Source organism: Actinomycetospora sp. NBRC 106378, assembly GCF_030269685.1.
Taxonomy (GTDB): Bacteria; Actinomycetota; Actinomycetes; order Mycobacteriales; family Pseudonocardiaceae; genus Actinomycetospora.
This window is the reverse complement of the sequence record NZ_BSTT01000007.1, coordinates 54,698-76,315: the sequence shown is the minus strand read 5'-3', so window position 1 is coordinate 76,315 and position 21,618 is coordinate 54,698. Positions and strand designations below refer to the sequence as shown.

Here is a 21,618-nt window from a genome sequence, read left to right as displayed (position 1 = left end):
GCTAGGAACGGGCGTTCCCCCGAGACACCGCATCGTTCGCGTGTGCGGGACGGGGCACGTGGTGGAAGTCGACGTGCGCGGGAAGCGGGACGAAGCGGCACAGGTAGACCAGGCCGCGGTCGTGGCCCTCGCCCTCGACGGTGTACTGCCACCGGTCGCGCGTCTCGGTGGTCCTAGCGCGGACCAGGACCGTGTGCTGCGGGGCGCCCTCCGCGGTCGGGCGGTTGTGCACGGCGATCCGGGCGCCGACGGTGATGCCGGTCAGGCCGGTCTCCTCGAACACCTCCCGGTGGGCCGCCGCCTCGAGCGACTCGCCCGGGTCGACGCCGCCGCCCGGGAGCTGCGTGCCGGCCTGCGGGACGTCCCGGTGGTCGAACACGAGCACCTCGGGCCCGTGGTCGGTCTCGCGGGTCAGGGCGACGGCGACGCGGAGCCGGACGGGGGAGGGCACAGCTCGAGTGTGCCTGTGCACGGGACGCACACTTATCGGGAACGAGGCGAGGAACCGAGTCGATCCTTGCGCGGGGCACACACGAATCGACCGTTCGGGGTCGCAGGGAGATACCAGCGATCGACTTTGCCCGGTTCGGGGGCGAGGGCGAAAGTGGCAGCGGTGCCAGGTCAGTGGACCAGCCACCGTGGTCCGCGCACGGAGCCATGCCGCGATAAAGGGGCTTATCGCGGCACGAGCAGAGCGAGCGGACGTGACGGAGTCGGGGTAGCAGCCCAACCGCGACATCAAGTCCAGTTCGTCCAGGGGTGGCCACCCTACGGGTCAGACCTGTGCGTGCCGCGCCATCGCCGCAGCAAGACGTCCCAGGATGTCCCGGGCGACGGCGCGTTCGGCGGTGGACAGCGACCGGCAGACCTCGTCGAGGTCCTGGATCGCCGGCATCCACGCGCGCAGGGCCGCGGTGCGGGCCGCCGTGGTCCCCGACACCCGCATCCGGCGCCCGTCGTCGGGATCGCGGGAACGCTCGACGTGGCCGGACCGCTCGAGCCGGTCGACCAGGATCGTGACCGCGGCGGTGGACACCCCGAGCAGGCGGGCGAGCTCGGTGCCACCCAGGGGCCCGCGTTCGGAGAGCATGAGGATCGCGGTCATGTCGCTGACGTTCATCCGCATGCGCCGGGCCATCCGGGCGGTGAGGTCCTGCGAGGCACTGATGAGGTCGCGGACCGCGAGCGTGGTGTCGTCGAGGGCGTCGAGCTCGGCGTCCAGGGAGGCCGCCTCGTCGGTCATCTCCGGCTCCGATCCTCCGAGTTCGTCAAACAGTTTCGTTAAACAGCTTAGCTATCCGGGTAGCCTGCGGGCATGCGGGTCCCGCACGTGCCGTCCTCGGCATCCTTGCCCTCGGTCCGGTCCTGGCGAGCCCTGCTCGTCTCGATCCACGTCATCGCGTCCGTCTGCTGGCTCGGCCTCGCCGTCGCCCTGGTCGCCCTGCTGGGCCTGAGCCTCTCGTCCCCGCCGGGCGAGACCCGGGTCGCCGCAGCGGCGATGGCGAACGAACTCGACCTCACCGTGCTCGGATTCTCAGCCATGATCGCGGCACTGTCCGGCTTCGCGCTGTCCACCGCCACCGCCTGGGGATGCTTCCAGCACCGGTGGGTCTCGGCGAAGGTCGTCCTCACCCTCGCGCAGATCGCGCTCGGGACCGGGGTACTCGGCCAGGCCCTGCCCGGCGTCGTGGAGGACGCGCGGTCGGGCGCCCACGGGGCCGCGCTCCCGGTGGCGCTCGGGCTCGGGCTCGTTGCGACGGGTCTCGCCGCGCAGGTGTGGCTCTCGGTCGCCAAGCCCGGTGGCCGGACACGGTGGGGACGGCGGGCCCCGGGACGCCGGCCCACCGCCCCGAGGTGGGTCTTCGCGATGATGGTCGGGCTACCCCTGATCGACATCACCCTGCACGCGTTCGGGGTCGTCGACCTCCCCGTCCTCTCCGCGATCGGCCTGGTCGTGGCACTGGTCGCCCGCTCGCGTGCGACGCCAGCGAAGGCGAGGGGCGTTGGGCTGGCGCCGAGCGCGTGACACCTTCTCGTCGCTGAGCGATCGGTCGCGGAACTGCTGTGATGGAGCGCCCGGGAGGGCTGGCGGGGACCGACGCTGAACACTCCTTCGCTGGTGGTGTCAGCCTGTCGATGCCGCGACCCGGGGGCGCGGGCCACCGCCGCCGTCGGTCTGAGGCGCAGTTGATCGAGGGGGCGCGGCCGAGCGTGTCAGCCCGGCCGGTTCTGCAGGTGGTTCTCCACCGCCCGACGCATGTCGGTCACGAACTCGTCGACGAGGTCGAGTTGCTCGATCGTGTAGCGATCCATGAGTTCATCGATGCGGGCGCGCAGCGGGCTGAAGAAGGCGTCGGCGGATGCGTGCACCGACGGGGTCGAGTGCAACGTGACCAGGCGTCGGTCACTGTGGCCGCGCCGACGCGCGACGTGCCCGGCATCCTCGAGGCGGTTGAGCAGGATGGAGGTCGCGCCGGAGCTCAGGCCCACCCGCTCGGCGAGGCGGGCCGGAGTCAGCGGAAGCCCTCGTCCCTCGGCTCGCAGGATCTCCACGATCGCGGCGGAGTCGGTGACGTGCATGTGCTCGTGCCGGGCGAACTCGCGGCCGAGCTCGCTCTGGCCGGATGCGTAACCCTGAAGGTTCTCGATCAGCTGCTCGCGCCGACGTCCTTCGTCGCCATGTTCGCCCACGTCCCTCCTCGCCGTCGAACTCGCGCACCAGCTTAGCCGGTTACCAAGTCACGCTGCCACAAAGTAGGTATGCTGTAGAGCAACTTACCGGAGCGTTTGGCGCCGGGGGACCGCGGTATCGACCAGCGAACGGGAGCGAGCGTCATGACCACCGAGGACATCGAGCGGGGCTCCCGAGCCGTCTGCTACCGCCGCTACGGCGGGCCGGAGATGCTGGAGCTGGTACAGCGGGAGGACCCGCGACCCGGCCCAGGCCAGGTCCGGCTCGTGGTCCGGGCAGCGGCGGTGAACCCGTTCGACCAACTGCTGCGCGACGGACTGCTGGCTACTTCCAATGATCCCGACGCGCCGGTGATCCCCGGGACCGACGTCGCCGGGGTGATCGAGGCCCTCGGTGAGGGCGTCGCCGACCTGGTCGTAGGAGACGAGGTGCTCGGACGCGCCACCGGCGGCTCCCACGCCGAGAAGGCCCTCGCGTCGGTCAAGGAGATCGTGGCGAAGCCTCCGACGATGAGTTGGCAGGTCGCCGGCGCTCTCGAGGTCGCCGTGCACACCGCTCGCAGCGCCCTCGACGAGCTCTCCCTCGAGCCGGGCGCGGTCCTGCTCGTGCACGGCGCCTCCGGCGGTGTCGGGACGATGGCCGTCCAGGCCGCCGTCGCGGACGGGCTGCACGTCATCGGCAGCGCTGGACCGGCTCGTCAGGAGCAGGTCACGACCCTGGGCGCGACCCCGGTCGTCTACGGGGACGGCCTCGTGAGCCGGGTCCGCGCCGCTCTGGGGCGACCGGAGTCGACGGGGCCGGTCGTCGATGCGGTGCTCGACGTGGCCGGACGAGGAGAGCTCGACGACCTCCTGGCGCTGGCGGGTGGACCGGAACAGGTGGTCACCATCGCTCGCCCCGACGCGGGCGTCCACGGCGTGCGCTTCGTCGGTCGACGATGGGTGCCCGGCGCACTCGCCGATGCGACGGCGCAGATCGCGGCGGGCCGTCTGCGCCCTCCGACGACCGTCGCCTATCCCCTCGAACAGGCCGTGCAGGCCAACCGTGACGACCGCGACGGAACCGCCGGCGGGAGACCCGTGCTCCTACCAGGGCCGGGTTCGTTCGCGGCACCGACCGTCGAGACGATCACCAGAAGCGACGTGGTCTCCCGGGACGGCACGCGGATCGGTTTCCTGCGCCAAGGCAACGGACCAGGGGTCGTGCTGGTCCAGGGCGCGATGGCCACGGCCGAGCAGTACGACGAGCTCGCGCGGGAGCTCGCCCGCGATTTCACCGTGGTCCGCCCCGATCGTCGCGGCCGCGGGATGAGCCCGAGGCCCTACGACGTCGACCACGACATCGCCCGCGACGTCGAGGACCTCGACGCGGTCCTGGCCGCCACCGGCGCCGACCGGCTCTTCGGCCTCAGCTCCGGCGCCGTCATCACCCTCGAAGCGGCGCGGACACTCCCGCGGGTTGCCCGCGCCGCGGTGTACGAGCCGCCCTTCTATGCGGCGGGCCGTTCCGACAACGGAGAGCGGCGACTCGGGGAGGAGATCGAGCGCGGCGACCTCGCCGCCGCGCTGGTCACCGCACTCCTGACCGCGGGAACCGCACCGGCACCCTTCCGGGTCCTGCCACGGGGCCTCGCGCGATGGATCGCCGCCCTCGCGCTCCGGGTGCACGACCTGGTGGCCGTACCCCCGCAGCGGTTCCGCGACCTCCTGCCCGGTATCCGCTACGACTTCGCCGTCGTCGGCGCGATGAACGGGAAGATCGACACCTTCGCCGGGATGACCACGCCGGTCCTCCTGCTTAGTGGAACCAAGAGCCCAGCGTTCCTCCGCGACCGGAGCCGAGAGCTGGCCCGGCCGCTGCCCCACGCCGAGCACGTCGAACTCGACGGACTCGGGCACTCCGGACCCTGGAACACCGGCCGAGGCGGGCGACCCGCCCTCGTCGCCGCGGCCCTCCAGAGGTTCCTCACGTGAGCTCGGGCCAGCCGCCCTCGCTGGAGAGACAGCCGCCAACACGGATGCGAGCAGACCACCTCGGGACGCCGACCGACTAGCGCTCCGACGTCCAGCACGCCGCCGCCAAAGACGTGCCGGAGGTCGACCGGGAGCGAGAAGGTCCGTCCGGAAGACTGCTCGCTCTCTGCCGGACACGGCTGTGGCCACATAGCCAGTGCCGCGATAAGAGGGCTTATCGCGGCATCGGCCCCGGATCGTCAACGTATCGCAGCAGATGCTGGGTTAGTCCGCGACGCGCAGAAGTCAGCCCGCTCGCGACTCCTCCACGGCCCGGCGGATGGCGATCACGGCCCGGTCGCGCTCGGTGACGAGCTCCGCGAACGACCGGTCGGTCGCGGTGCCGTCCACCATCGCGTCGCGCAGCTCCGGCGTGAGCGACGGCGCCTCGAGCCGCGTCCACGGCGCCTGCAACGACGGGCCGAAGTGGTCGAGCATGTGCGCCATCCCGCCCTCCCCGCCCGCCAGGTGGAACGTCCGGCACGGGCCGTGGACCGGCCAGCGCAGGCCCGGCCCCTCGGTGATCGACGCGTCGATCTGCTCGACCGTCGCCTCCCCGTTGGCCACCATGTGCAGCGCCTCGCGCCAGAGCGCCTCCTGCAGCCGGTTCGCGACGAACCCGGGCACCTCCCGATCCATCTCGATCACGGACTTGCCGAGCGACCGGTAGAACTCCGCCGCCTGCTTCACGACGGCGGGTGCGGTCGCCTCGCCGCCGACCACCTCCACGAGCGGGATGAGGTACGGGGGGTTGAACGGGTGCCCGACGACGAGCCGCGACGGGTCCGCCGCGCGCACCGCCATGTCGGTCATGGGGAAGCCCGACGTCGACGACGCGACGATCGTGTCCGGCCCCGTCGCCGCGGCCAGGTCGGCCAGGAGTGACCGCTTCAGCTCGAGGTCCTCGGGCGCCGACTCCTGCACGAACTCCGCGTCCCGCACGGCGTCCTCCAAGGACGCCGCCACGCGCAACCCGCCCCACCTGTCGTCGGGAAGGCCCAACGAGTTGAGCGCGGGACGGGCTGCCTCGATGATCGTGCGCAGCCGCGCCTCGGCGTCGGGGGCAGGGTCCCAGGCGACGACGTCGTGGCCCTGCGCGAGGAAGTACGCGGCCCAGCCGCCGCCGATGACGCCGGCGCCGATGCAGGCGATCACCGCTGCAGCCCGAAGATCTCGCGTGCCTCGTCGGGCGTGGCCACGGCCGAGCCGAGCGACTCGATGATCGTCACCGCCTTGTCCACGAGCTGGGCGTTCGTCGCCTGCACCCCGCGGGAGAGGTAGAGGTTGTCCTCCAGCCCGACGCGGGCGTGGCCGCCGAGGAGCACCGACTGCGCGACCCACGGCAGCTGGTCGCGGCCGAGGGCGAAGGAGGTGAACTCGGCGTCGTCGGGGAGCAGGTTGACCATGGCGGCGAGCAGGCCGGGGTCGGCGGGCGCGCCGTACGGCACGCCCATGCAGAGCTGGAAGAGCCCCGGCGCGTCGATGAGGCCCTCCTCGCGCAGGACCTTGGCGAACCACAGCTGGCCGGAGTCGAACACCTCCAGCTCGGGCTTCACGCCGATCTCCTGGAACCGCTTCGCGCCCTCGCGCAGCATGTCGGTGGTCGAGACGTAGAGCGCCTGGCCGTCGCCGAAGTTGTAGGAGCCGCAGTCGAGGGTCGCGATGTCGGGGAGCAGCTCCTCGACGTGCGGCATCCGGTCGTGCTGGCTGACGAGGTCGGTGCCGTCGACGGGCTTGAGCGGGTCCTCGGCGTCGACCACGAGGTCGCCGCCCATGCCCGCGGTCAGGTTGAGGACGACGTCGACGTCGCTCGCCCGGATCAACCCGGCCGCCTCGCGGTAGAGCGCGACGTCGCGGGAGCGGATGCCGGTCTCGGGGTGCCGCACGTGCACGTGGACGACCGCCGCGCCCGCCCGGGCGGCGGCGATCGCGTCGTCGGCGATCTGCTGCGGGGTGACGGGGACGTGCGGGCTCTTGGCGGGGGAGTCGGCGGCGCCGGTGAGCGCGGCCGTGATCACCACCCGACGGTTCCTCGGACGGGTCATGGCAGGTCCTTCCGGACGATGGTCGTGGTGAAGTCGCGCAGGGCGGCGCGCATCTGGGCGGGGGTGGAAGCGCCGGTCATCACGCCGACGCCGAGACCGTCGACGAGGGCGGTGAGCTGGCGGGCGCGCAGCTCCTGGTCGCCGTGGGTGAACACCCCGCGCTCGGCTCCGTCGACGAGGGTCATCAGGACGGTGCGGAACCAGCGGTCCTGCCCGCGGGCGTAGAGGTCGCGGTGGCGGGGTTCGGTGAGCGCCTCGACCCAGACCTGCATCCAGATCGACCACTCCGGCTCCAGGACCGGGCCCTCGGGCATCTGCAGGTCGAGCAGGGTCTGCAACCGCTCGAGCGGGTCGTCGACGCCGGCGAGCGCGGCGGCCTGCCGGTCGTGGGCGAGCTCCACGTTGTGGCGCAGCGCCTCGTCGAGCAGCGCGTCCTTGTCGGCGAAGTGGTAGTGGACGCTCGCGCTGCTGGTGCCCGCGGCCTCGCCGACGTCGGCGATGCGCACCCGGTGGTAGCCGCGCGTCGCGATGAGCGTCCACGCCGCGTCGAGGATGCGCTTGCGGGCGTCGTCGGGCTCGTCCCGGGCCGCGATGAGGTCGGACGCGGCCGTCACCGGGGGAGCGCCCTCGCCGCGGAGCAGCCAGGTCAGCTCGACGTCCGTGTGCGCGGCGATCCGGTCCAGCTCGTCCGGGGTGAAGCGGCGCCGACCGGCCAGCGACTTCGACAGCTTGGTCTCGTCGAGCCCGACCGCCGCCGCGACCCGTCGTCGGGAACCCGCGGCGTCGATCGCCGCGCGGACCCGGTCGCGGAGCCCGTCGTCGTCCATAGCTGGAACGCTACGGCTCCCTTGCTCGGATCGCAAGGACTGACTGGCGGATCAGACGGTGGCTTGCGATCGTGAGGGGAGGATGTGAGCGCTCTTGTGGTGCGAGGGTTCCCCTCGTGAGACTCGGGGCCGTGGCGTATGCGAACGACGTCGGTGGCATGCACGGGTTCGGGGACCTGCCGGAGGACCACGGCTTCGAGTCGGTGTGGGAGGCCCAGGTCTTCGCGCTGAACCAGGCGTGCGTGGCCGCGGGCGTCTATACACTCGACGAGTTCCGGCACACGATGGAGCGGATCCCGCCGGCGCAGTACTACGCGATGCCGTACTACGAGCGCTGGCTGTACGCGGTCGAACGGTTGCTGGCGGCGTGAAGGCGGGCGACCGCGTGCGGGTCCGCGCGCTGAACCCGCCGGGGCACAACCGGGCGCCGTCGTACGTGCGGGGGCGGACCGGTGTCGTCGTGCGCCCGGTGGGCGACGGGCGCTTCCCCGACGAGGCGGCGGCGGTCGGGGCGGACGCCCGGCGGGAGGCGATCTGGACGGTGGCCTTCACCGGGAGAGAGCTGTGGGGTCCCGACGGCGGCGCGCGGGACCTCGTGCACGTGGACCTCTTCGAGTCGTACCTGGAGCACCCATGACCGGCCACCACCGCAACGGCGAGCTGCAGGCGCGGGTGAACGCGCTGCTGGCCCTCGCCGAGGAGCGCGGGATCGTCGACCGCGAGGAGATCGACCGGCGGATCGAGACGCTGGACCGGTCGGTGTCGCCGGTCAACGGGGCGCGGATGGTGGTCCGGGCCTGGAACGACGACGGGTACCGGGAGCGTCTGCTCGGCGACGCCGGGGCGGCCGCGGCCGAGCTCGGCGTCGCGGGCGGGGGCTACTCGTCGGAGATCCGGCTGCACGCGGTGGCGAACACGCCCGAGCTGCACAACGTCGTCGTCTGCACCCTGTGCTCCTGCTACCCGCTGGCCTGGCTCGGCCCGCCCCCGGCCTGGTACAAGAGCGAGGCCTACCGGTCGCGGGTGGTGCGCGACCCGCGTGGCGTGCTGGCGGAGTTCGGGACGACGCTGCCGGACGACGTCGAGGTCCGGGTGTGGGACGCGAGCGCCGAGGCGCGGTACCTCGTCGTGCCGATGGCGCCGGACGGGGTGGACGCGCTCCCGGACGATGAGCAGCTCGCCGTCGTCACCCGGGACTGTCTGATCGGCGTGGCCGTCCCTCAGGTGTGATGGCAGGAAAGCGTCGTTGCTGCCACTGGACGCCGGCAACGACGCTTTCCTGCCACGAAGGGGCTCAGGACCCGGCCCGCTCCAACGCCACCGTGATCCGCTCGGCGGCGCGGCGGACCCCCTGCACGAGCGCGGGCTTGCGCGGCCCGAGCACGCGGGAGGTCGAGCCGACCACCGACACGGCGGCGACGGCCCGGCGCCGACCGGAGGCCCCGGTGAGGATGGGCGCCGCGATGGACGACCAGCCCTGGTCGTACTCGTCGCGGCACGTGGCGTAGCCCTGCTCGCGGGTCTGCACGAGCGTCTGCCGCCAGCGGCGCGGGTCGACGACCGTGAACGGGGTCCGGCGCTCCAGGCCGCGCTCCAGGATCGCCATCGTCAGCGAGGGGTCGGACGCCGCGAGCACCCGCCCGATCGACGAGGAGTGCGCCGGGTTGCGGTGGTAGTCGGTGCGGAACCGCAGCCCCGCACCCGCCGTCTCCAACCGCTCCAGGTAGAGCACGTCGGTGCCCACCGCGACGCCGAGCTGCACGGTCTCGCGGACCGTCTCCCGCAGCTCGCCGAGGATCGGCATCGCGACCTCGCGCAGCAGCAGCCGGTCCACCGCGAGCTGGCCGTACTCGAAGAGCCGCAGCCCGAGCCGGTAGCGCCCCGACCCCGCCTTCTCCAGCAGTCCACCCGCGGCGAGGGCGGCGAGCATCCGGCAGGCCGTGGACTTCGCGATCCCGAGGCGCGCCGCGACCTTCGTCGCACCGAGCTCGGCCTCGGAGGCGAAGCAGTCGAGGACGGCGACCGCGGTGGAGACCGACCGCAGCGGCGCGTCCTCGAGCGCGTCGTCGGACACCGGCGGCGAGAAGGGCAGCACCGTCATGGTCACGCCTCCCAGTTCGGGAACTCGTCGGGCGGTGGCACGTTCACCTCGGTCACCCGATTCCGGTAGGAGACGAACGCGGTGCGTCCGCCCTCGCGCATCTTGACCCGGATCTCCTCGGTGTTGAGGGGCTCGCCGGGGTCGTAGCCGTGCGCCCACGTGGCGAAGGCACGCATCGGGCCGGAGTGCGTCGCCGCCAGGATCCGCTGGTGGCCGGGCTGCTCCGTCATCAGCCGGTGGAAGCCCCGCCAGAACCGCCGCACGCACATCGCGGGCGGCTCGAAGTACATCATCGGGATCGTCAGCCACTCCTGGATCGGGTCCGCCCCGCCCAGCTGGGTCCGGTAGAACCGGTCGATCTCGACGAGCCACCGCGGCCGGTCCCCGACGGCGAGCCGCTCGAGCGTCTCGTTCGTCGCCTGGTACTGCCGGAACGCCGAGGTCACGTCGCGCAGCCCGTCGGGGGTCCACACCCCGAAGTTGCGCAGCTCCGGGATCGGCTCCTTGTCGGTGATCTCGGCGTCGATGCCCCACATCGACAGGCCGTCCTTCGCGCCGCGGAAGAGCTGGTCGGCGGTCTGGCGGGCCCGGTTGGTGTCGGCGCAGACCAGGAGCACGCGGTCGCCGTCGGAGAAGCGTCGCGCGAGCTCGTGACCGCGCCGATGCGCCTGCCAGGCGCCCATCGGGGTCAGTCCGGCGTCGGTCGAGTACCCCTGCGTGATCCCGTGGCGGATGATCGAGATCTCGCAGGTGATCTTCTCGGTGGCCTTCCGCTCCACCGGCGCGGCGATCTCCTTGCCGCGGCTGGCCTCGGCGAGGGCCGGCGTGAAGCGCTCGCCGTCGTAGGAGACGCTGGTCTCGGTGCCCGACGAGGCCGTGGTCCGTTCGCGGAAGCGGCGCAGGTAGAGCGGCGTGCCGTCCTCGGTCGGCGCCTCCGAGGTCGCCACCTGCCGGCGGGACCGGTACTTCGAGAGGTAGTCCGGCGTCTCGTAACGGTCGACGGACCGCGGGTCGCGCGCCATCAGGAGTGCACCGTGAAGAAGCGCTCGTTGACCTGGCGGTGGTAGTAGAAGATCGCCCGGCCCATCTCCTCCTCGGTCCACGTGATCGGCTCGAAGTCGGGGTCGACCCAGTAGCCGCCGGTGAACAGCTCGTTCCGGTTGCCGGCCGGGTCGAAGAAGTACGTGGTGTAGCCGCGGGTGACACCGTGGCGCGTGGGGGCCACGTCGATCGGCACACCGTGGTAGGCGAGGGTGTCGGCGGCGTCGCGGATGCCGTTCCAGTCGTCCATCCAGAACGCGAAGTGGTGCAACGCGCCGTTCGGGCCCGTGATGACGGCGATGTCGTGCGGGGTGTGGGAGTGCTCGAGGAACGTGGCGAGCTGGTGGCCGTCGTTCGCGAGGATCTGCTCGGTGAGCCGGAACTCGAGCAGCTCGGTGAAGAACGCGGTGAACGTCTCGACGTCCTCGGCCATGACGAAGATGTGGTCGAGCCGGGGCGGCGCGATCCCCACCAGGTCCTGCGGCCGGGGCGGCGGGTTCTGCATCGGCAGCATGTTCCCGATGCGCTCGGTGCCGTGGGTCAGCTCGACGAGGTGGCCCGACGGGGCCTCGAACCGGATGGCCTCGCCCCAGCCCGGGCCGAGCTCGCGGGCGGCGAAGCGCTTGACTCCCACCCCGGCCGCCTCGAGCTTCGTCGTGAAGTGGTCGAGGTCCTCGGGGGCGTGCAGCTTGAACGACATGTGGTCGAGGCCGTGGGTGGGCGCGGCGCGCAGGATGACCGAGTGGTGCTCGCGCTCGTCCCAGCACTTGAGGAACACGCGCTCGGCGCCGTCGCGCTCGTCGCGGGCGGTCTCGACGAGGCCGAGCACCTCCGTGTAGTAGGCGGCGGCGAGCTCGAGGTCGGGGACCCGGATCTCGACGTGCTGCAGCCGGAGGATGCGGTCGGACGAGGAATTGGTGGGCATGGTTCGGCCGCCTAGGTGTGCATGCGCAGGAAGCGCTGGCTGACGACGTTCTCGTAGTAGAAGAGGCCCTTGCCGAAGTTGTCCTCGGTCCACGTGAGGATCTCGGTGTCGGGGTCGACCCAGTAGCCGCCGGTGAAGACCTCGTTGCGGATGCCGAGCGGGTCGAAGAAGTAGATGGTGTTGCCCCGGGTCACGCCGTGGCGGGTCGGGCCCTGGTCGATCTGCACGCCGTTGAAGGCGAGCGTGTCGGCGGCCTTGCGGATGTGGTCCCAGTCGTCGAGCCAGTAGGCCCAGTGGTGCAGTGCGCCGTTCGGGCCGTTGACGATCGCGATGTCGTGCGGCGAGTTCGTGCGGCCGGCGAGCCAGACGCCGAGCTGGTGGCCGTTGCCGTCGAGGACCTGCTCGGTCATCCGCAGCCCGAGCACGTCGATGAAGAACCGCGCCGACTCGGCGACCTCCTCGGCGTTGACCAGCATGTGGTCCATGCGCGGGGGCGCGATGCCCGGGAGGTCGGGCGGCGGGGTCGGCGACGGGTTGTGCTTGCCGAGCAGGTTGCCGGTCTTCTCGATGTCCCAGACCAGCTCCATGATCTGGCCGGACGGGACCTCGAAGCGCAACGACTCGCCCTGGCCGACCGCCTCGCCGCGGCTCACCCGCGAGGTCGGGCAGCCGTAGGCCTCGACCTTGTTCTCGAAGTCGGCGAGGTCGTCCTCGGCCTCCACGCGGAACGTGAAGGAGTCCATCCCGGTGCGCGGGTTGTACCGCATCCGCAGGGAGTGGTGGTCCTCCTCGTCCCAGCACTTCAGGTACACCGTGTCGTCGGTCCGCTGCACCTGCTGCAGGCCCATGACCTCGGTGTAGTAGGCCGTCGAGAGGTCGAGGTCGGGGGTCCGCACGTCGATGTGTGCGAGGCGCAGGATGCCCACGTCGGGGTCCTCTCCGTCGGGGACTCGTGTGCTTGACGTCACGACGCTAACCGCCCTAGCGTTCCGGGGAGAAGAGCCCGCGTTCCGGAAGCCGGAACGACCCCGAGGAGGCGCGGTGGCCGACCCGATGGCGATGCGTCGTGCCGTCGCGGGCTACGTCGAGGGCATCCACGCGGCCTACGCCCAGCAGGCGGCGACGTTCCCGCCGGCGGTGCGCGGGCGGATGCCGCTGCTCGCGGCCGGACGCTTCACGGTGGTCGCCGCCGGGGCCCGCCACCTCCACGTCCTCGCCACCACCGAGCCCCTCGGACCGCTGCGGGGCGAGGAGGTCGAGCTCCCGGGGTCGCTCGACGGCCTGGACTGGAGGGTCCGGTTCTACGACCCCGTCGTGCTGCCCGCGCTCGGGCTGATCGACGAGGGACAGGGACCCCGTCCCGACGAGGTCCGGGGCACGCTCGGCATCTCCACCGTCCTCTACCACCTGGTGACGCAGCCCGGCTCCGGCCTCTCGCCGCACCACGCCGGCCACGTCGGCTCGGGGCTCGCCGCCGGCCACTCCGCGGCCGCCCGCGACTTCGACGCCCTCCGGTCCCGCGCGCGCGGCCGCGAGGCCCTCGTCGACGAGATGCAGGGTGCGGCGACGGCGGGGCTCGCGCGGGCGCAGGTCCTGCTCGCCCGGGCGATCGCGCCGCACAACGCGCCGGTCTCCGACGCCGTCGACGCCGCTCTGCGGCCCGGCTCGGCGCCCGATCCCGACGCCGTCCGGCGCGTCCTCGTCGCCGCGCTCGGGGGTACGCCGGCCGGCACCGCCGGGGCGGTGTGAGTGGACGCCACGCTGCAGTCGGTCACCAACGCGGCGCGCCTGCTCAAGGCGTTCCTGTCCCGGGAGGAGACACTCGGGGTCTCGGAGCTCTCCCGACGCCTGGGCCTGGGCAAGTCCGCCGTCCACCGGCTGCTCGCCACGCTCGCGGCCGAGGGCCTGGTCGCCCGGGCCGACAACGGCACCTACCGGCTGGGGATGGTGATGTTCGAGCTGGGCGAGGCCGTGCGCGCGCACCTGGACCTGCACGGCGCGGCCGGTCCGGTCCTCGTCGAGCTGCGGGAGCAGACGGGCGAGTCCTCGCAGGTGGGCGTGCTCGACGGCGACGAGGTGGTCTACGTCGACCGGCTGGAGAGCACGCACTCGCTGCGGCTCTTCCACGAGACCGGGCGCCGCGTCCCCCTGCACTGCACCAGCTCGGGCAAGGTGCTGCTCGCGGCGATGCCCGCCGAGCGCCGGGAGGCCGTGATCGCCCGCGGCTTCCCGGCCCTCACCCCGCACACCATCGTCGAGCCCGACGCCGTCCGCGCCGAGCTCGCCGCCGTCCGCCGCCGGGGCTGGGCCGACGCGGTCGACGAGCGCGAGATCGGCGTCGCGTCCCTCGCCGCGCCGGTGTTCGGCCCCGGCGGCGACGTCGTGGCCGCGATCAGCGTGGGCGCCCCGGTGATGCGGTTCCTCACCCTCCCGCGTGATCACCTGGTGCGGTGCGTGGTCGAGGCCGGGGAGGCCGTGTCGCGGCGACTCGGGTGGAACCCGGAAGCATCAGCAGAGAGGACGGACCACCTCCATGCCCGTGTCTGACCCGCAGGCCAAGGCGCGCGCGCTCTACGAGGCGCGACGCACGCGGACCCCGATCCCGCCGTTCACCGACGACGACCCGTCGTTGGGGATGGCGGACGGCTACGCGATCCAGCGCGAGCTCGTCCCGATGCTGCTGGAGGACGGCGACCGGGTCGTCGGCCACAAGGTCGGGCTGACGTCGAAGGCCATGCAGACGATGGTGGGCGTCGACGCGCCGGACCACGGCCCGGTGCTCGCCTCCACCGTCTACCGCGACGGCGACACGCTCTCGCTCGCCGACTTCATCGCCCCCAAGGTCGAGGCCGAGATCGTGTTCGTGATGGGGGAGCGGCTGGCGGGCCCGGGCGTGGGCCCGACCGACGCCGCCCGGGCGGTGGCCGGCGCGGCGGCGGCGATGGAGATCGTCGACTCCCGGATCGCGGACTGGCGCATCAAGCTCGCCGACACCGTGGCCGACCTCGCCTCCAACGGCGCGGTCGCGGTGTCCTCGCGGCTGGTGCCGCTGGCAGGCCTGGACACGCGGCTGATCGGCATGACGCTGACCCGGAACGGCGAGCTGCTCGACACCGGCGCGGGTGCGGCGGCGCTGGGCGACCCGCTGGCCGTCGTGGCGTGGCTCGCGAACGTGCTCGGCGAGCACGGGGTGGCGCTGGAGCCCGGACACCTGATCATGACCGGGGCGCTGCACGCGGCGGTCCCCATGACGGCGGGTGAGGTGTACCGGGCGGAGTTCGACCGGCTCGGTCCGATCAGCATCAGGGTGACGGGAGACGCAGCGGAGCGGAGCTCGACCCAGGGAGGACCGGCGTGAGCATCAACCACGACGAACTGGCGGCCCGGCTCTCGAAGGCGGTCGCCGAGCGCACCGCGATCGAGCCGCTCACCGACGAGCACCCCGACCTCGACCTCGAGGCGGGCTACGCCGTCCAGCGGGTGCTGCGCGACCAGGCCGGCCCGCTCGCCGGGTGGAAGCTCGGGGTGACCTCGCGCGCCAAACAGGCCCAGGTCGGCGTGTCCGCGCCGGTGTGCGGGTTCCTCCCGGCCGCGGCGGCCCTCGACCTCGGCGAGCCGCTGCCCGCCCGCGAGCTGATCCAGCCCCGGGCCGAGCCGGAGATCGTCTTCGTGCTCGGCCGTGACCTGCACGGCGCGCACTGCACCGCCGTCGACGTCCTCTCCGCCACCTCCGGGCTCGCGGTCGGCATCGAGGTGCTCGACTCCCGCTTCCGCGACTACCGCTTCACGATGGCCGACGTCGTCGCGGACAACACCTCCGCGGCCCGCTACGTCGTCGGGACCCCCGTCCCCCCGTCCGGGATCGACGTCCGCCTCGTCGGCGTGCTGCTCGAGAAGAACGGCGAGCTGGTCGCGACGGCGAGCGGCGCGGCCTCGCTGGGCCACCCGGCCGCGGCGGTCGCCTGGCTGGTGCGGCGGCTCGCGCTGTCCGGGGAGGGCCTGCGGGCCGGGGAGGTCGTGCTCTCCGGCGGGCTGACGGCGGCGACGCCGGTCGCGCCCGGCGACGTGGTGACGGTGTCGATCGACCGGCTCGGCACCGTCGAGATGGCCGTCACCGACTGAGCCCTCACCGACCAAGGAGACCCCGTGCCCCTCGTCCAGATCACCCTCGCCCGCGGGCGGACCCCCGAACAGCTCGCGGCGCTGGGGGAGAAGGTCACCGCCGCGGTCGCCGAGGCGGTCGGCGCCCCGGCGAGCAACGTCCGCGTCGTGGTCACCGAGTGCGAGCCCGAGCACTGGTTCGTCGGCGGCGAGTCGCTGGCGGAGCTGCGGGCGTCCGGGCGGCGCTGATGCTGGTCGCCCTGGGCGACCCGGCCGGCCGCTCCGCGTGGACCGTCACCAGCCCGGACGGCCGGGAGTTCGCCGTCTTCGTCGCTCCCGACGCCGGGGCGGTGCGGGTGACCGACGCCGGCTGCCCCCACCGGGGCGGGCCGATGGTCGAGGGCCGCGTGCGCGACGGCGAGGTGCGCTGCCCCTGGCACTGGTACCGGTTCGACCTCGACACCGGGGTCTGCCGTACCACCGACGCCCACGAGCTGGGCGTGTACCCGGTGGTCGAGCGCGACGGCGGGTGGTTCGCCGACGTGGGCGAGCCGCTGCCGACCCTGTCCTGGTCGGAGCGGCTGCGGGCCCACGCGCGGGGGGACTGACGCGGCTTCGCTCTACCTAGATAGAGTTCGGTTCGTGCCCGGACCCCGGATCACCCCGCAGACCGCCGCGGTGCTCGGTGCCCTCCTCGACCGTGAGCAGGCGTGGGGCTTCGAGATCGGACGGGCGACCGGGCTGAAGGCGGGCACGGTCTACCCGATCCTCGCCCGGCTCGTCGCCGCCGGGTGGGTGGAGGACGCCTGGGAGGACCCGGAGGTCGGCCGGACCGAGGGGCGCCCGCCGCGGCGCTACTACCGGCTCACGACGACGGGTCGGGCCCGGGCGGTGCACGCGACCGCACCCGCCGTCGGGAACCCGCGGCTCGGGGACGCGCAGCCCGGGGCGGCGACATGACCCGACCGCTCGTCTGGCTCGCCCCCTTCGCCTCGATGACGGTGGTGCTCGTCCTGGTGCCCCGGCTCACCGACCCGGCCGTCCCGCGGGCCTGGGGCCTGCTCGGGTCCTTGCTCGTCGCGTCGGTGCTGCTCGACGCCCTCCGCGCCCCCGACCGCGACCGTCGCGTCTTGACCCGGCTCGCCGGGCTGCTGCCACCCGGTGCCCGGGAGGACTGGCGGGCCGAGATGGCGGCCGTGCTCGACCACGTCGGTGACGGCCCCGCCCGGCGGCGCGAGGTCCGGGGCTACCTCCTCGCGCTGCCCGGCACGGTCGTGTGCTGCTGGCGGCTGCACCGGTCGGGGTCGTGAGACTCCGTCGGGTCCGGCACCGCTACCGGGGCACGGGCTGGGTGCTCGACGGCATCGACCTGCGGGCGGAGCCGGGACGGCCCGTCGTCGTGACCGGAACGAACGGATCCGGGAAGTCGACCCTGCTGCGGATCGCGGCCGGGGTGCTGACGCCGAGCGCGGGGACCGTCGTGGGACGACCGGCGGTGACCGGTTACCTGCCCACCCCGTTCCCGACGACCCGGCTGACGACGCGACGGCTCCTGGGCCACCTCGACGCCGTGCACGGGCTCCCGCGCGGGTGCGCCCTCGCGGTGCTCGAGGCCCTCGGATTCGACGACGACGCCGACGCCCCGGTCGCCGGACTCTCAGCGGGCACCCGCACCAAGGTGGGGCTGGCCCAGGCGCTGGCGGTCCGGGACGGCCTGGTCGTGCTCGACGAGCCGTGGACGGCGCTCGACGACCGGGCCGCCGCCGGGCTCACCGCGCTCCTCGCCGAGCCGGCCGCCCGCGTCGTCGTCCTGGCCGACCACTCGGGGCGCGGGTCCGCGCTGCCCGGCGCGGTCGTGCACCGCGTGGAGCGCGGGCGTCTCCTCCCCGGGGTGGTGCGCCCGGGTCGGACCCGCATCGAGGTGTCCTGCGGCGGCCCCGCCGGGGCGGTCTCGGCGGGGTTGCCCGGCGCGGCCACCGAACGGTGCGAGGGCGACGTCCTGGTCGTGACGGTCGAGGCGCCGCGCGCCGACCGGTGGCTCGCCGCCGCGCTGGCGGCGGGGTGCTCGGTGGTGGACGTGACCCGGTTGCCGGGCGGGTCCGGGTGACGACGGCGGGAGCGGGCCGGGTCCGCGCGCTCGTCGCCCTGCGCGTGGCGGAGGTGGTCGCCGCCCAGCGCGCCCTCGTCCCGCTCGTGCTGTTCGTGGTCGCCGTCCTCGTGCTGGTGGTGAACGACCCGTCGCCCGCCCCGGGGCCCTGGCCGGTGACCGTCCCGGTCCTCTACGCCGCGTGCACCTGGGCGTCGCTCGCGGCGACCCGGGCGGGGGAGGACCGGACGGTCGCGACCGCCGCGGTCGGCGGGCCCGCCCGGTGGGTGCTCGCAGCGGCAGGGGCGGCGTTGCTGCTGGAGGTGCCCGCGGTCGTCGTCGGCGCGCTGCTCCCCGCGCTCCTGCAGCCCGCGGGCTACGCGCCCGCCGTCGTCGGGGAGGCCCTCGTCGCCCACCTGACGGCGGCCCTCGCCGGGACGGCCGTCGGGCTGGCGTGCTCGCGGCCGGTCGTCGACCGTCCGGGGTGGGCGGCCGCCGTGGCGGGCGTCGTGGTCATCGTCACCGCGACGGTGCCGTGGCTGCCCCCGGTCGGCACGACCGTCGGGGCGCTCGACGCGGCTGACGGGTCGGCGGTGGACCCCCTGGATCCGGTCGTGGCGGTGGTCCTCCTCGCGGCCGCGACGGTCGGGTGGTGGGCGGTCGCTCGTCGCCGTGCGTGACGAGGCCCGTCGCGACCGTGCGGCGGCCCGGCTGCGTAGGGTCTGCCCCCGTCGAGAAACGTCACACCCGGGCGAGGGGGCAGGCATGGCGGGCGCTCGGACGGCACGGCCGGCCGGAGCGGGCGAGGGCGTGCACACCCTCGCCGTCGCGGCCACCGTCCACGAGCAGCGCACCGGCACCGCGGCCTGGCTCGACCACCACCTCGCCGCCGGTACCAAGGTGTTCTACAAGGTGCGGCCGGACGACGGTCGTGACTGGCTGACCGGCCCCGACGGACCGCCGCGGGCGTCGGCGGCGCTGGCGTCCGGGCAGCTCGAGGTCATGGACCTCGCCGAGGTGGTCCGGGCCGCGGGTGGGACGACCGAGGGGCTGCGCCGGCTGCAGGAGTCGGAGGTCGACCGGGGGCTCGACGAGGGCTGGCCGCGGATCGCGATGTCCCAGGAGAGCGCGGGACGGCCGATGATGGACGCGGCGGAGGTCGCCGAGTACGCGGCCCAGGAGAGCGCGTACGACGAGCTCGCCCGGCGGGCGCCGGTGATCACGCGCTGCCAGCTCACGGCCGCGTTCGAGAACCGGACGGCGAGCTGGGAGACCGCGTCGCTGCACTGCGGCGGGATCGTCGACGGTCAGTGGCGGGCCCGCTGGGTGCACGGCCGGTGGGAGCTGGACGGCGAAATCGACGTGCACGTGGCCGCCTGCTTCGGCGCGGCCCTGCACGGGGCGCTGCGCCTGCGGTTCGACGGCCCCGGCGATCCGGACCTGCACGTCGACGCCTCACGCGTGGCCTTCTTCGACGTCGCGGGCGCCCAGAGCCTCCTCCTCGCCGCGCACACGGCGGCGCGCAACCAGACCGTGGTGGTGCACGGGGCGGGCCGGCACCTGCAGGACCTCGTGGCGGCCGTCGGCCTGCCTCGCACGCTGCGCTTCGAGTCGACGCCCTGATGCGCGCGCCGACGCCCGGGCTCGAGCACCTCGGGCACTTGTCCGGGACGTCGGAGGAGTTCGTCGCCGCCGTCCTGCCCCGGGTCCGCTCGACCCTCGCGGCGGGCGGCCGCGTGTCGGCCGTCGTCGAGCGCCGGACCCGGCGGGCGCTGGTGGAGGCGCTCGGACCCGACGTCGCGATCGGCTTCCCGACGGCGGGTGCGCTGCGGACCGCGCCGTCGGACGGCTTCCTCGCCCACGTCCGCGACACGGCGACCCCGGCTGGCGGTCTGGTGCTCGCGCAGTACTCCGTGTTCGACCTCGCCGACACCGACCTGCGCGCGGGGGAGGAGGAGGTGAACCGGCTGCCGGCGGACCTGCCGGTCACCCTCGTATGCGCGTGCGCCCACGACGACCGCGACGCACGGGTGACGACGCTGCGCGCGACGCACCCGCGCCTGCTCCACGCCGACGGCATCCGGGTCAACCCCGGCTTCCACGGGGTCGCCGACCCGCTGGTGCTGCCGCGCCCCGACGACGTGCGCGTCCTCTCGGTCGCCGTGCGGGGCACCGTCGACCTGCGCAGCCTGCGTGTCCGGGTCGAGGCGGCGGCGCGCGCGGCGGGCCTGGCCGAGGACGACGTCCACCGCGCCGTCATCGCCGTGCACGAGGCCGCCGTGGTCGTCGGCAGCGCCGTGTGGCCGGGGCGGGTGGCGTGCGCCGTGCAGGTGTGGGCCGGGGTCCGCTCGCTGGCCGCGGAGGTCCGTGGCCCGAAGCCGGCCCGGCCCGACGTCGGGACCGCCACCGACCGCCTCCCGCGGCACCCGGGCCGTCGGCCCGGCCTGCTGGACCACGTCCGGCTGTTCTGCCGGGCGGCCGTGGTGGACGACGGCGACGAGGTGCGGACGATCCGTCTGGTGACCGGCTAAGCGGGAGCGCGCTCTCATTTTCGGTGTTACCGTCGGTGGTGCCGCCGTCGTGAGGAGTCACCACCGTGTCCGTCGATGCCAGCGAGCTCCCGCTCCACGTGCAGCGCGACCAGTTCGACCCACCTGCGGAGATCAGCGCCCTGCGCGACCGGCCGGGCCTGGAGCGGGTGCACGACTCGCTGGGCCGCGAGGCCTGGCTGGTCACCCGCTACGACGACGCCCGGGAGGTGCTCGGCGACGCCACCCGCTTCTCCAACCAACGCGTCCCCGCCGTCCCGATGCCCGGGGTCGACCCCGAGAAGATGCGCGCCGGGCAGCTGCTCGCGCTCGACCCGCCGGACCACACCCGGCTGCGTCGCCTGCTCACGGGCGAGTTCACCGTCAGGCGGATCCGCCGTCTTCAGCCGCGCGTGCAGGAGATCGTCGACGAGCACCTGGACGCGATGGCGACCGCCGGCCCGCCCGCCGACCTCGTCACCGACTTCGCGCTGCCCATCCCCAGCCTCGTCATCTGCGAGCTGCTCGGGGTGCCCTACGACGACCGGGACGACTTCCAGACTCGGGCGTCGAAGCAGATCGACCTGACGCTGCCGATGGCGGAGCGCGGGAAGGTCGCGCTCGAGTCGCGGGAATACATGGGCGGTCTCGTCGACCGCGCCGTGGCGTCCCCGGGCGACGACCTGCTCGGCATGCTCGTCCGCGAGCACGGTGACGACGTGACCCGCGACGAGCTGATCGGCATCGCGTCCCTGCTCCTCATCGCCGGGCACGAGACCACCGCCAACATGCTGGCCCTCGGCACGCTCGCGTTGCTGCGCCACCCCGACCAGGCCGCGCTGCTCCGTGCGGACCCGGACGCCGTCGCCCCCGCCGTCGAGGAACTGATGCGGTTCCTGTCGATCGTGCACGCCGCGGTCCCGCGGGTCGCCGTGGACGACACCGAGGTCGGCGGCGAGCAGATCGCGGCCGGCGACATGGTGCTGGTGCAGCTCGCCGCGGCCGACCGCGACCGGGCGCTCGCCGACGATCCCGACCAGCTCGACATCGGGCGGGCCGCCGCACCCCACGTCGCGTTCGGGCACGGGGTCCACCACTGCCTCGGCGCCCCGCTCGCGCGGATGGAGATGGCCACCGCCTTCCCGGCGCTCCTGCGGCGCTTCCCGACGTTGGCCCCGGTCAACGACGTCGCCCGCGCGGACTTCCGCGAGGGCACGTTCATCTACGGGATGCGGAGCCTGCCGCTCACGTGGTGACGCC

At 73.7% G+C, this 21,618-nt stretch carries 28 protein-coding genes; 18 read left to right on the top strand and 10 right to left on the bottom strand.

The window, feature by feature from the left end; translation table 11 throughout:
* Window position 1 precedes the first annotated feature (1 nt).
* Window positions 2-451, bottom strand: coding sequence for an NUDIX domain-containing protein (locus tag QSK00_RS17100; protein ID WP_285592352.1), 450 nt, complete (start codon window positions 449-451; stop codon window positions 2-4).
* Window positions 452-775: 324 nt separating this feature from the next.
* Window positions 776-1,243, bottom strand: a complete 468-nt coding sequence (locus QSK00_RS17095) for a MarR family winged helix-turn-helix transcriptional regulator (RefSeq protein ID WP_285592350.1) — start codon at window positions 1,241-1,243, stop codon at window positions 776-778.
* A 72-nt stretch (window positions 1,244-1,315) separates the two neighbouring features.
* On the opposite strand from QSK00_RS17095, the gene QSK00_RS17090 reads away from it, so the two are divergent.
* Window positions 1,316-2,026 (top strand): hypothetical protein, encoded by a 711-nt coding sequence (locus QSK00_RS17090; protein ID WP_285592349.1) that lies wholly within the window; start codon window positions 1,316-1,318, stop codon window positions 2,024-2,026.
* Window positions 2,027-2,214: 188 nt separating this feature from the next.
* Here the strand turns inward: QSK00_RS17090 and QSK00_RS17085 are convergent, their stop codons facing one another.
* Complete coding sequence (locus QSK00_RS17085; protein WP_285592348.1) at window positions 2,215-2,691, bottom strand: MarR family transcriptional regulator; 477 nt, start codon at window positions 2,689-2,691, stop codon at window positions 2,215-2,217.
* A 144-nt stretch (window positions 2,692-2,835) separates the two neighbouring features.
* On the opposite strand from QSK00_RS17085, the gene QSK00_RS17080 reads away from it, so the two are divergent.
* Window positions 2,836-4,665, top strand: a complete 1,830-nt coding sequence (locus QSK00_RS17080; RefSeq protein ID WP_285592347.1) for an alpha/beta fold hydrolase — start codon at window positions 2,836-2,838, stop codon at window positions 4,663-4,665.
* A gap of 285 nt (window positions 4,666-4,950) precedes the next feature.
* Here QSK00_RS17080 and QSK00_RS17075 read toward each other — a convergent pair whose 3' ends face one another.
* The 3 genes from QSK00_RS17075 to QSK00_RS17065 are packed head-to-tail and all read right to left on the bottom strand — an operon-like array spanning window position 4,951 to window position 7,576.
* Window positions 4,951-5,859 carry a 3-hydroxyacyl-CoA dehydrogenase NAD-binding domain-containing protein gene (locus QSK00_RS17075; RefSeq protein WP_285592346.1) on the bottom strand — a complete coding sequence of 303 codons (909 nt, stop codon included), beginning with the start codon at window positions 5,857-5,859 and terminating at the stop codon, window positions 4,951-4,953.
* On the bottom strand, window positions 5,856-6,749 hold the full coding sequence (locus QSK00_RS17070) for a beta-keto acid cleavage family enzyme (RefSeq protein WP_285592345.1): 894 nt from the start codon (window positions 6,747-6,749) through the stop codon (window positions 5,856-5,858). The genes QSK00_RS17075 and QSK00_RS17070 overlap by 4 nt, the downstream gene beginning before the upstream one ends.
* Entirely contained in the window at window positions 6,746-7,576 is an 831-nt protein-coding gene (locus QSK00_RS17065; protein ID WP_285592344.1) for a TetR/AcrR family transcriptional regulator, read from the bottom strand. Before QSK00_RS17065 ends, QSK00_RS17070 begins: the two co-directional genes overlap by 4 nt.
* A 131-nt stretch (window positions 7,577-7,707) precedes the next feature.
* On the opposite strand from QSK00_RS17065, the gene QSK00_RS17060 reads away from it, so the two are divergent.
* The 3 genes from QSK00_RS17060 to QSK00_RS17050 are packed head-to-tail and all read left to right on the top strand — an operon-like array spanning window position 7,708 to window position 8,806.
* A complete protein-coding gene (locus QSK00_RS17060) occupies window positions 7,708-7,947 on the top strand; it encodes an SH3-like domain-containing protein (RefSeq protein ID WP_285592342.1) in 240 nt (79 codons plus the stop codon).
* Window positions 7,944-8,213, top strand: a complete 270-nt coding sequence (locus QSK00_RS17055) for an SH3-like domain-containing protein (RefSeq protein WP_285592341.1) — start codon at window positions 7,944-7,946, stop codon at window positions 8,211-8,213. The genes QSK00_RS17060 and QSK00_RS17055 overlap by 4 nt, the downstream gene beginning before the upstream one ends.
* Window positions 8,210-8,806 carry a nitrile hydratase subunit alpha gene (locus tag QSK00_RS17050; RefSeq protein ID WP_285592339.1) on the top strand — a complete coding sequence of 199 codons (597 nt, stop codon included), beginning with the start codon at window positions 8,210-8,212 and terminating at the stop codon, window positions 8,804-8,806. The genes QSK00_RS17055 and QSK00_RS17050 overlap by 4 nt, the downstream gene beginning before the upstream one ends.
* A gap of 64 nt (window positions 8,807-8,870) precedes the next feature.
* On the opposite strand, the gene QSK00_RS17045 is transcribed toward QSK00_RS17050, so the two are convergent.
* The 4 genes from QSK00_RS17045 to QSK00_RS17030 are packed head-to-tail and all read right to left on the bottom strand — an operon-like array spanning window position 8,871 to window position 12,569.
* Window positions 8,871-9,677 (bottom strand): IclR family transcriptional regulator, encoded by an 807-nt coding sequence (locus tag QSK00_RS17045; RefSeq protein WP_285592338.1) that lies wholly within the window; start codon window positions 9,675-9,677, stop codon window positions 8,871-8,873.
* Between the two features lie 2 nt (window positions 9,678-9,679).
* Entirely contained in the window at window positions 9,680-10,699 is a 1,020-nt protein-coding gene (locus QSK00_RS17040) for a histidine phosphatase family protein (protein WP_285592337.1), read from the bottom strand.
* Window positions 10,699-11,643, bottom strand: a complete 945-nt coding sequence (locus QSK00_RS17035) for a catechol 2,3-dioxygenase (RefSeq protein ID WP_285592336.1) — start codon at window positions 11,641-11,643, stop codon at window positions 10,699-10,701. Before QSK00_RS17035 ends, QSK00_RS17040 begins: the two co-directional genes overlap by 1 nt.
* Before the next feature lie 11 nt (window positions 11,644-11,654).
* On the bottom strand, window positions 11,655-12,569 hold the full coding sequence (locus QSK00_RS17030) for a catechol 2,3-dioxygenase (protein ID WP_285592335.1): 915 nt from the start codon (window positions 12,567-12,569) through the stop codon (window positions 11,655-11,657).
* A 115-nt stretch (window positions 12,570-12,684) separates the two neighbouring features.
* Here QSK00_RS17030 and QSK00_RS17025 point away from each other — a divergent pair, with 115 nt between their 5' ends.
* The 13 genes from QSK00_RS17025 (at window position 12,685) to QSK00_RS16965 (ending at window position 21,614) form a co-directional block, all read left to right on the top strand.
* Entirely contained in the window at window positions 12,685-13,392 is a 708-nt protein-coding gene (locus QSK00_RS17025) for a hypothetical protein (RefSeq protein ID WP_285592334.1), read from the top strand.
* On the top strand, window positions 13,393-14,190 hold the full coding sequence (locus QSK00_RS17020) for an IclR family transcriptional regulator (RefSeq protein ID WP_285592333.1): 798 nt from the start codon (window positions 13,393-13,395) through the stop codon (window positions 14,188-14,190).
* A complete protein-coding gene (locus QSK00_RS17015; protein ID WP_285592332.1) occupies window positions 14,177-15,001 on the top strand; it encodes a 2-keto-4-pentenoate hydratase in 825 nt (274 codons plus the stop codon). The genes QSK00_RS17020 and QSK00_RS17015 overlap by 14 nt, the downstream gene beginning before the upstream one ends.
* Window positions 14,998-15,765, top strand: a complete 768-nt coding sequence (locus QSK00_RS17010; RefSeq protein ID WP_285592331.1) for a 2-keto-4-pentenoate hydratase — start codon at window positions 14,998-15,000, stop codon at window positions 15,763-15,765. Before QSK00_RS17015 ends, QSK00_RS17010 begins: the two co-directional genes overlap by 4 nt.
* A 24-nt stretch (window positions 15,766-15,789) precedes the next feature.
* Window positions 15,790-15,993: a 2-hydroxymuconate tautomerase gene (gene thmT, locus QSK00_RS17005; RefSeq protein WP_285592329.1), complete on the top strand. Its 204-nt coding sequence runs from the start codon at window positions 15,790-15,792 to the stop codon at window positions 15,991-15,993.
* Complete coding sequence (locus QSK00_RS17000) at window positions 15,993-16,352, top strand: Rieske (2Fe-2S) protein (protein WP_285592328.1); 360 nt, start codon at window positions 15,993-15,995, stop codon at window positions 16,350-16,352. Before thmT ends, QSK00_RS17000 begins: the two co-directional genes overlap by 1 nt.
* Before the next feature lie 34 nt (window positions 16,353-16,386).
* Entirely contained in the window at window positions 16,387-16,704 is a 318-nt protein-coding gene (locus QSK00_RS16995) for a PadR family transcriptional regulator (protein ID WP_285592327.1), read from the top strand.
* A complete protein-coding gene (locus QSK00_RS16990) occupies window positions 16,701-17,054 on the top strand; it encodes a hypothetical protein (RefSeq protein ID WP_285592326.1) in 354 nt (117 codons plus the stop codon). The genes QSK00_RS16995 and QSK00_RS16990 overlap by 4 nt, the downstream gene beginning before the upstream one ends.
* Window positions 17,051-17,851 (top strand): ABC transporter ATP-binding protein, encoded by an 801-nt coding sequence (locus tag QSK00_RS16985; RefSeq protein WP_285592325.1) that lies wholly within the window; start codon window positions 17,051-17,053, stop codon window positions 17,849-17,851. The genes QSK00_RS16990 and QSK00_RS16985 overlap by 4 nt, the downstream gene beginning before the upstream one ends.
* Window positions 17,848-18,510 (top strand): hypothetical protein, encoded by a 663-nt coding sequence (locus QSK00_RS16980; protein WP_285592323.1) that lies wholly within the window; start codon window positions 17,848-17,850, stop codon window positions 18,508-18,510. Before QSK00_RS16985 ends, QSK00_RS16980 begins: the two co-directional genes overlap by 4 nt.
* Before the next feature lie 85 nt (window positions 18,511-18,595).
* Window positions 18,596-19,453 (top strand): STAS domain-containing protein, encoded by an 858-nt coding sequence (locus tag QSK00_RS16975; protein WP_285592321.1) that lies wholly within the window; start codon window positions 18,596-18,598, stop codon window positions 19,451-19,453.
* Window positions 19,453-20,361 carry a DEAD/DEAH box helicase family protein gene (locus QSK00_RS16970; protein WP_285592320.1) on the top strand — a complete coding sequence of 303 codons (909 nt, stop codon included), beginning with the start codon at window positions 19,453-19,455 and terminating at the stop codon, window positions 20,359-20,361. Before QSK00_RS16975 ends, QSK00_RS16970 begins: the two co-directional genes overlap by 1 nt.
* A 65-nt stretch (window positions 20,362-20,426) precedes the next feature.
* Window positions 20,427-21,614, top strand: a complete 1,188-nt coding sequence (locus QSK00_RS16965; RefSeq protein ID WP_285592319.1) for a cytochrome P450 — start codon at window positions 20,427-20,429, stop codon at window positions 21,612-21,614.
* Window positions 21,615-21,618 lie beyond the last annotated feature (4 nt).

Coding starts and splice junctions, on each gene's coding strand:
- QSK00_RS17095 (WP_285592350.1), bottom strand. CDS start 1,243: ATGACCGACGAGGCGGCCTCCCTGGACGCCGAGCTCGACGCCCTCGAC.
- QSK00_RS17090 (WP_285592349.1), top strand. CDS start 1,316: ATGCGGGTCCCGCACGTGCCGTCCTCGGCATCCTTGCCCTCGGTCCGG.
- QSK00_RS17080 (WP_285592347.1), top strand. CDS start 2,836: ATGACCACCGAGGACATCGAGCGGGGCTCCCGAGCCGTCTGCTACCGC.
- QSK00_RS17070 (WP_285592345.1), bottom strand. CDS start 6,749: ATGACCCGTCCGAGGAACCGTCGGGTGGTGATCACGGCCGCGCTCACC.
- QSK00_RS17065 (WP_285592344.1), bottom strand. CDS start 7,576: ATGGACGACGACGGGCTCCGCGACCGGGTCCGCGCGGCGATCGACGCC.
- QSK00_RS17050 (WP_285592339.1), top strand. CDS start 8,210: ATGACCGGCCACCACCGCAACGGCGAGCTGCAGGCGCGGGTGAACGCG.
- QSK00_RS17045 (WP_285592338.1), bottom strand. CDS start 9,677: ATGACGGTGCTGCCCTTCTCGCCGCCGGTGTCCGACGACGCGCTCGAG.
- QSK00_RS17040 (WP_285592337.1), bottom strand. CDS start 10,699: ATGGCGCGCGACCCGCGGTCCGTCGACCGTTACGAGACGCCGGACTAC.
- QSK00_RS17035 (WP_285592336.1), bottom strand. CDS start 11,643: ATGCCCACCAATTCCTCGTCCGACCGCATCCTCCGGCTGCAGCACGTC.
- QSK00_RS17015 (WP_285592332.1), top strand. CDS start 14,177: ATGCCCGTGTCTGACCCGCAGGCCAAGGCGCGCGCGCTCTACGAGGCG.
- QSK00_RS17000 (WP_285592328.1), top strand. CDS start 15,993: ATGCTGGTCGCCCTGGGCGACCCGGCCGGCCGCTCCGCGTGGACCGTC.
- QSK00_RS16990 (WP_285592326.1), top strand. CDS start 16,701: ATGACCCGACCGCTCGTCTGGCTCGCCCCCTTCGCCTCGATGACGGTG.
- QSK00_RS16975 (WP_285592321.1), top strand. CDS start 18,596: ATGGCGGGCGCTCGGACGGCACGGCCGGCCGGAGCGGGCGAGGGCGTG.
- QSK00_RS16970 (WP_285592320.1), top strand. CDS start 19,453: ATGCGCGCGCCGACGCCCGGGCTCGAGCACCTCGGGCACTTGTCCGGG.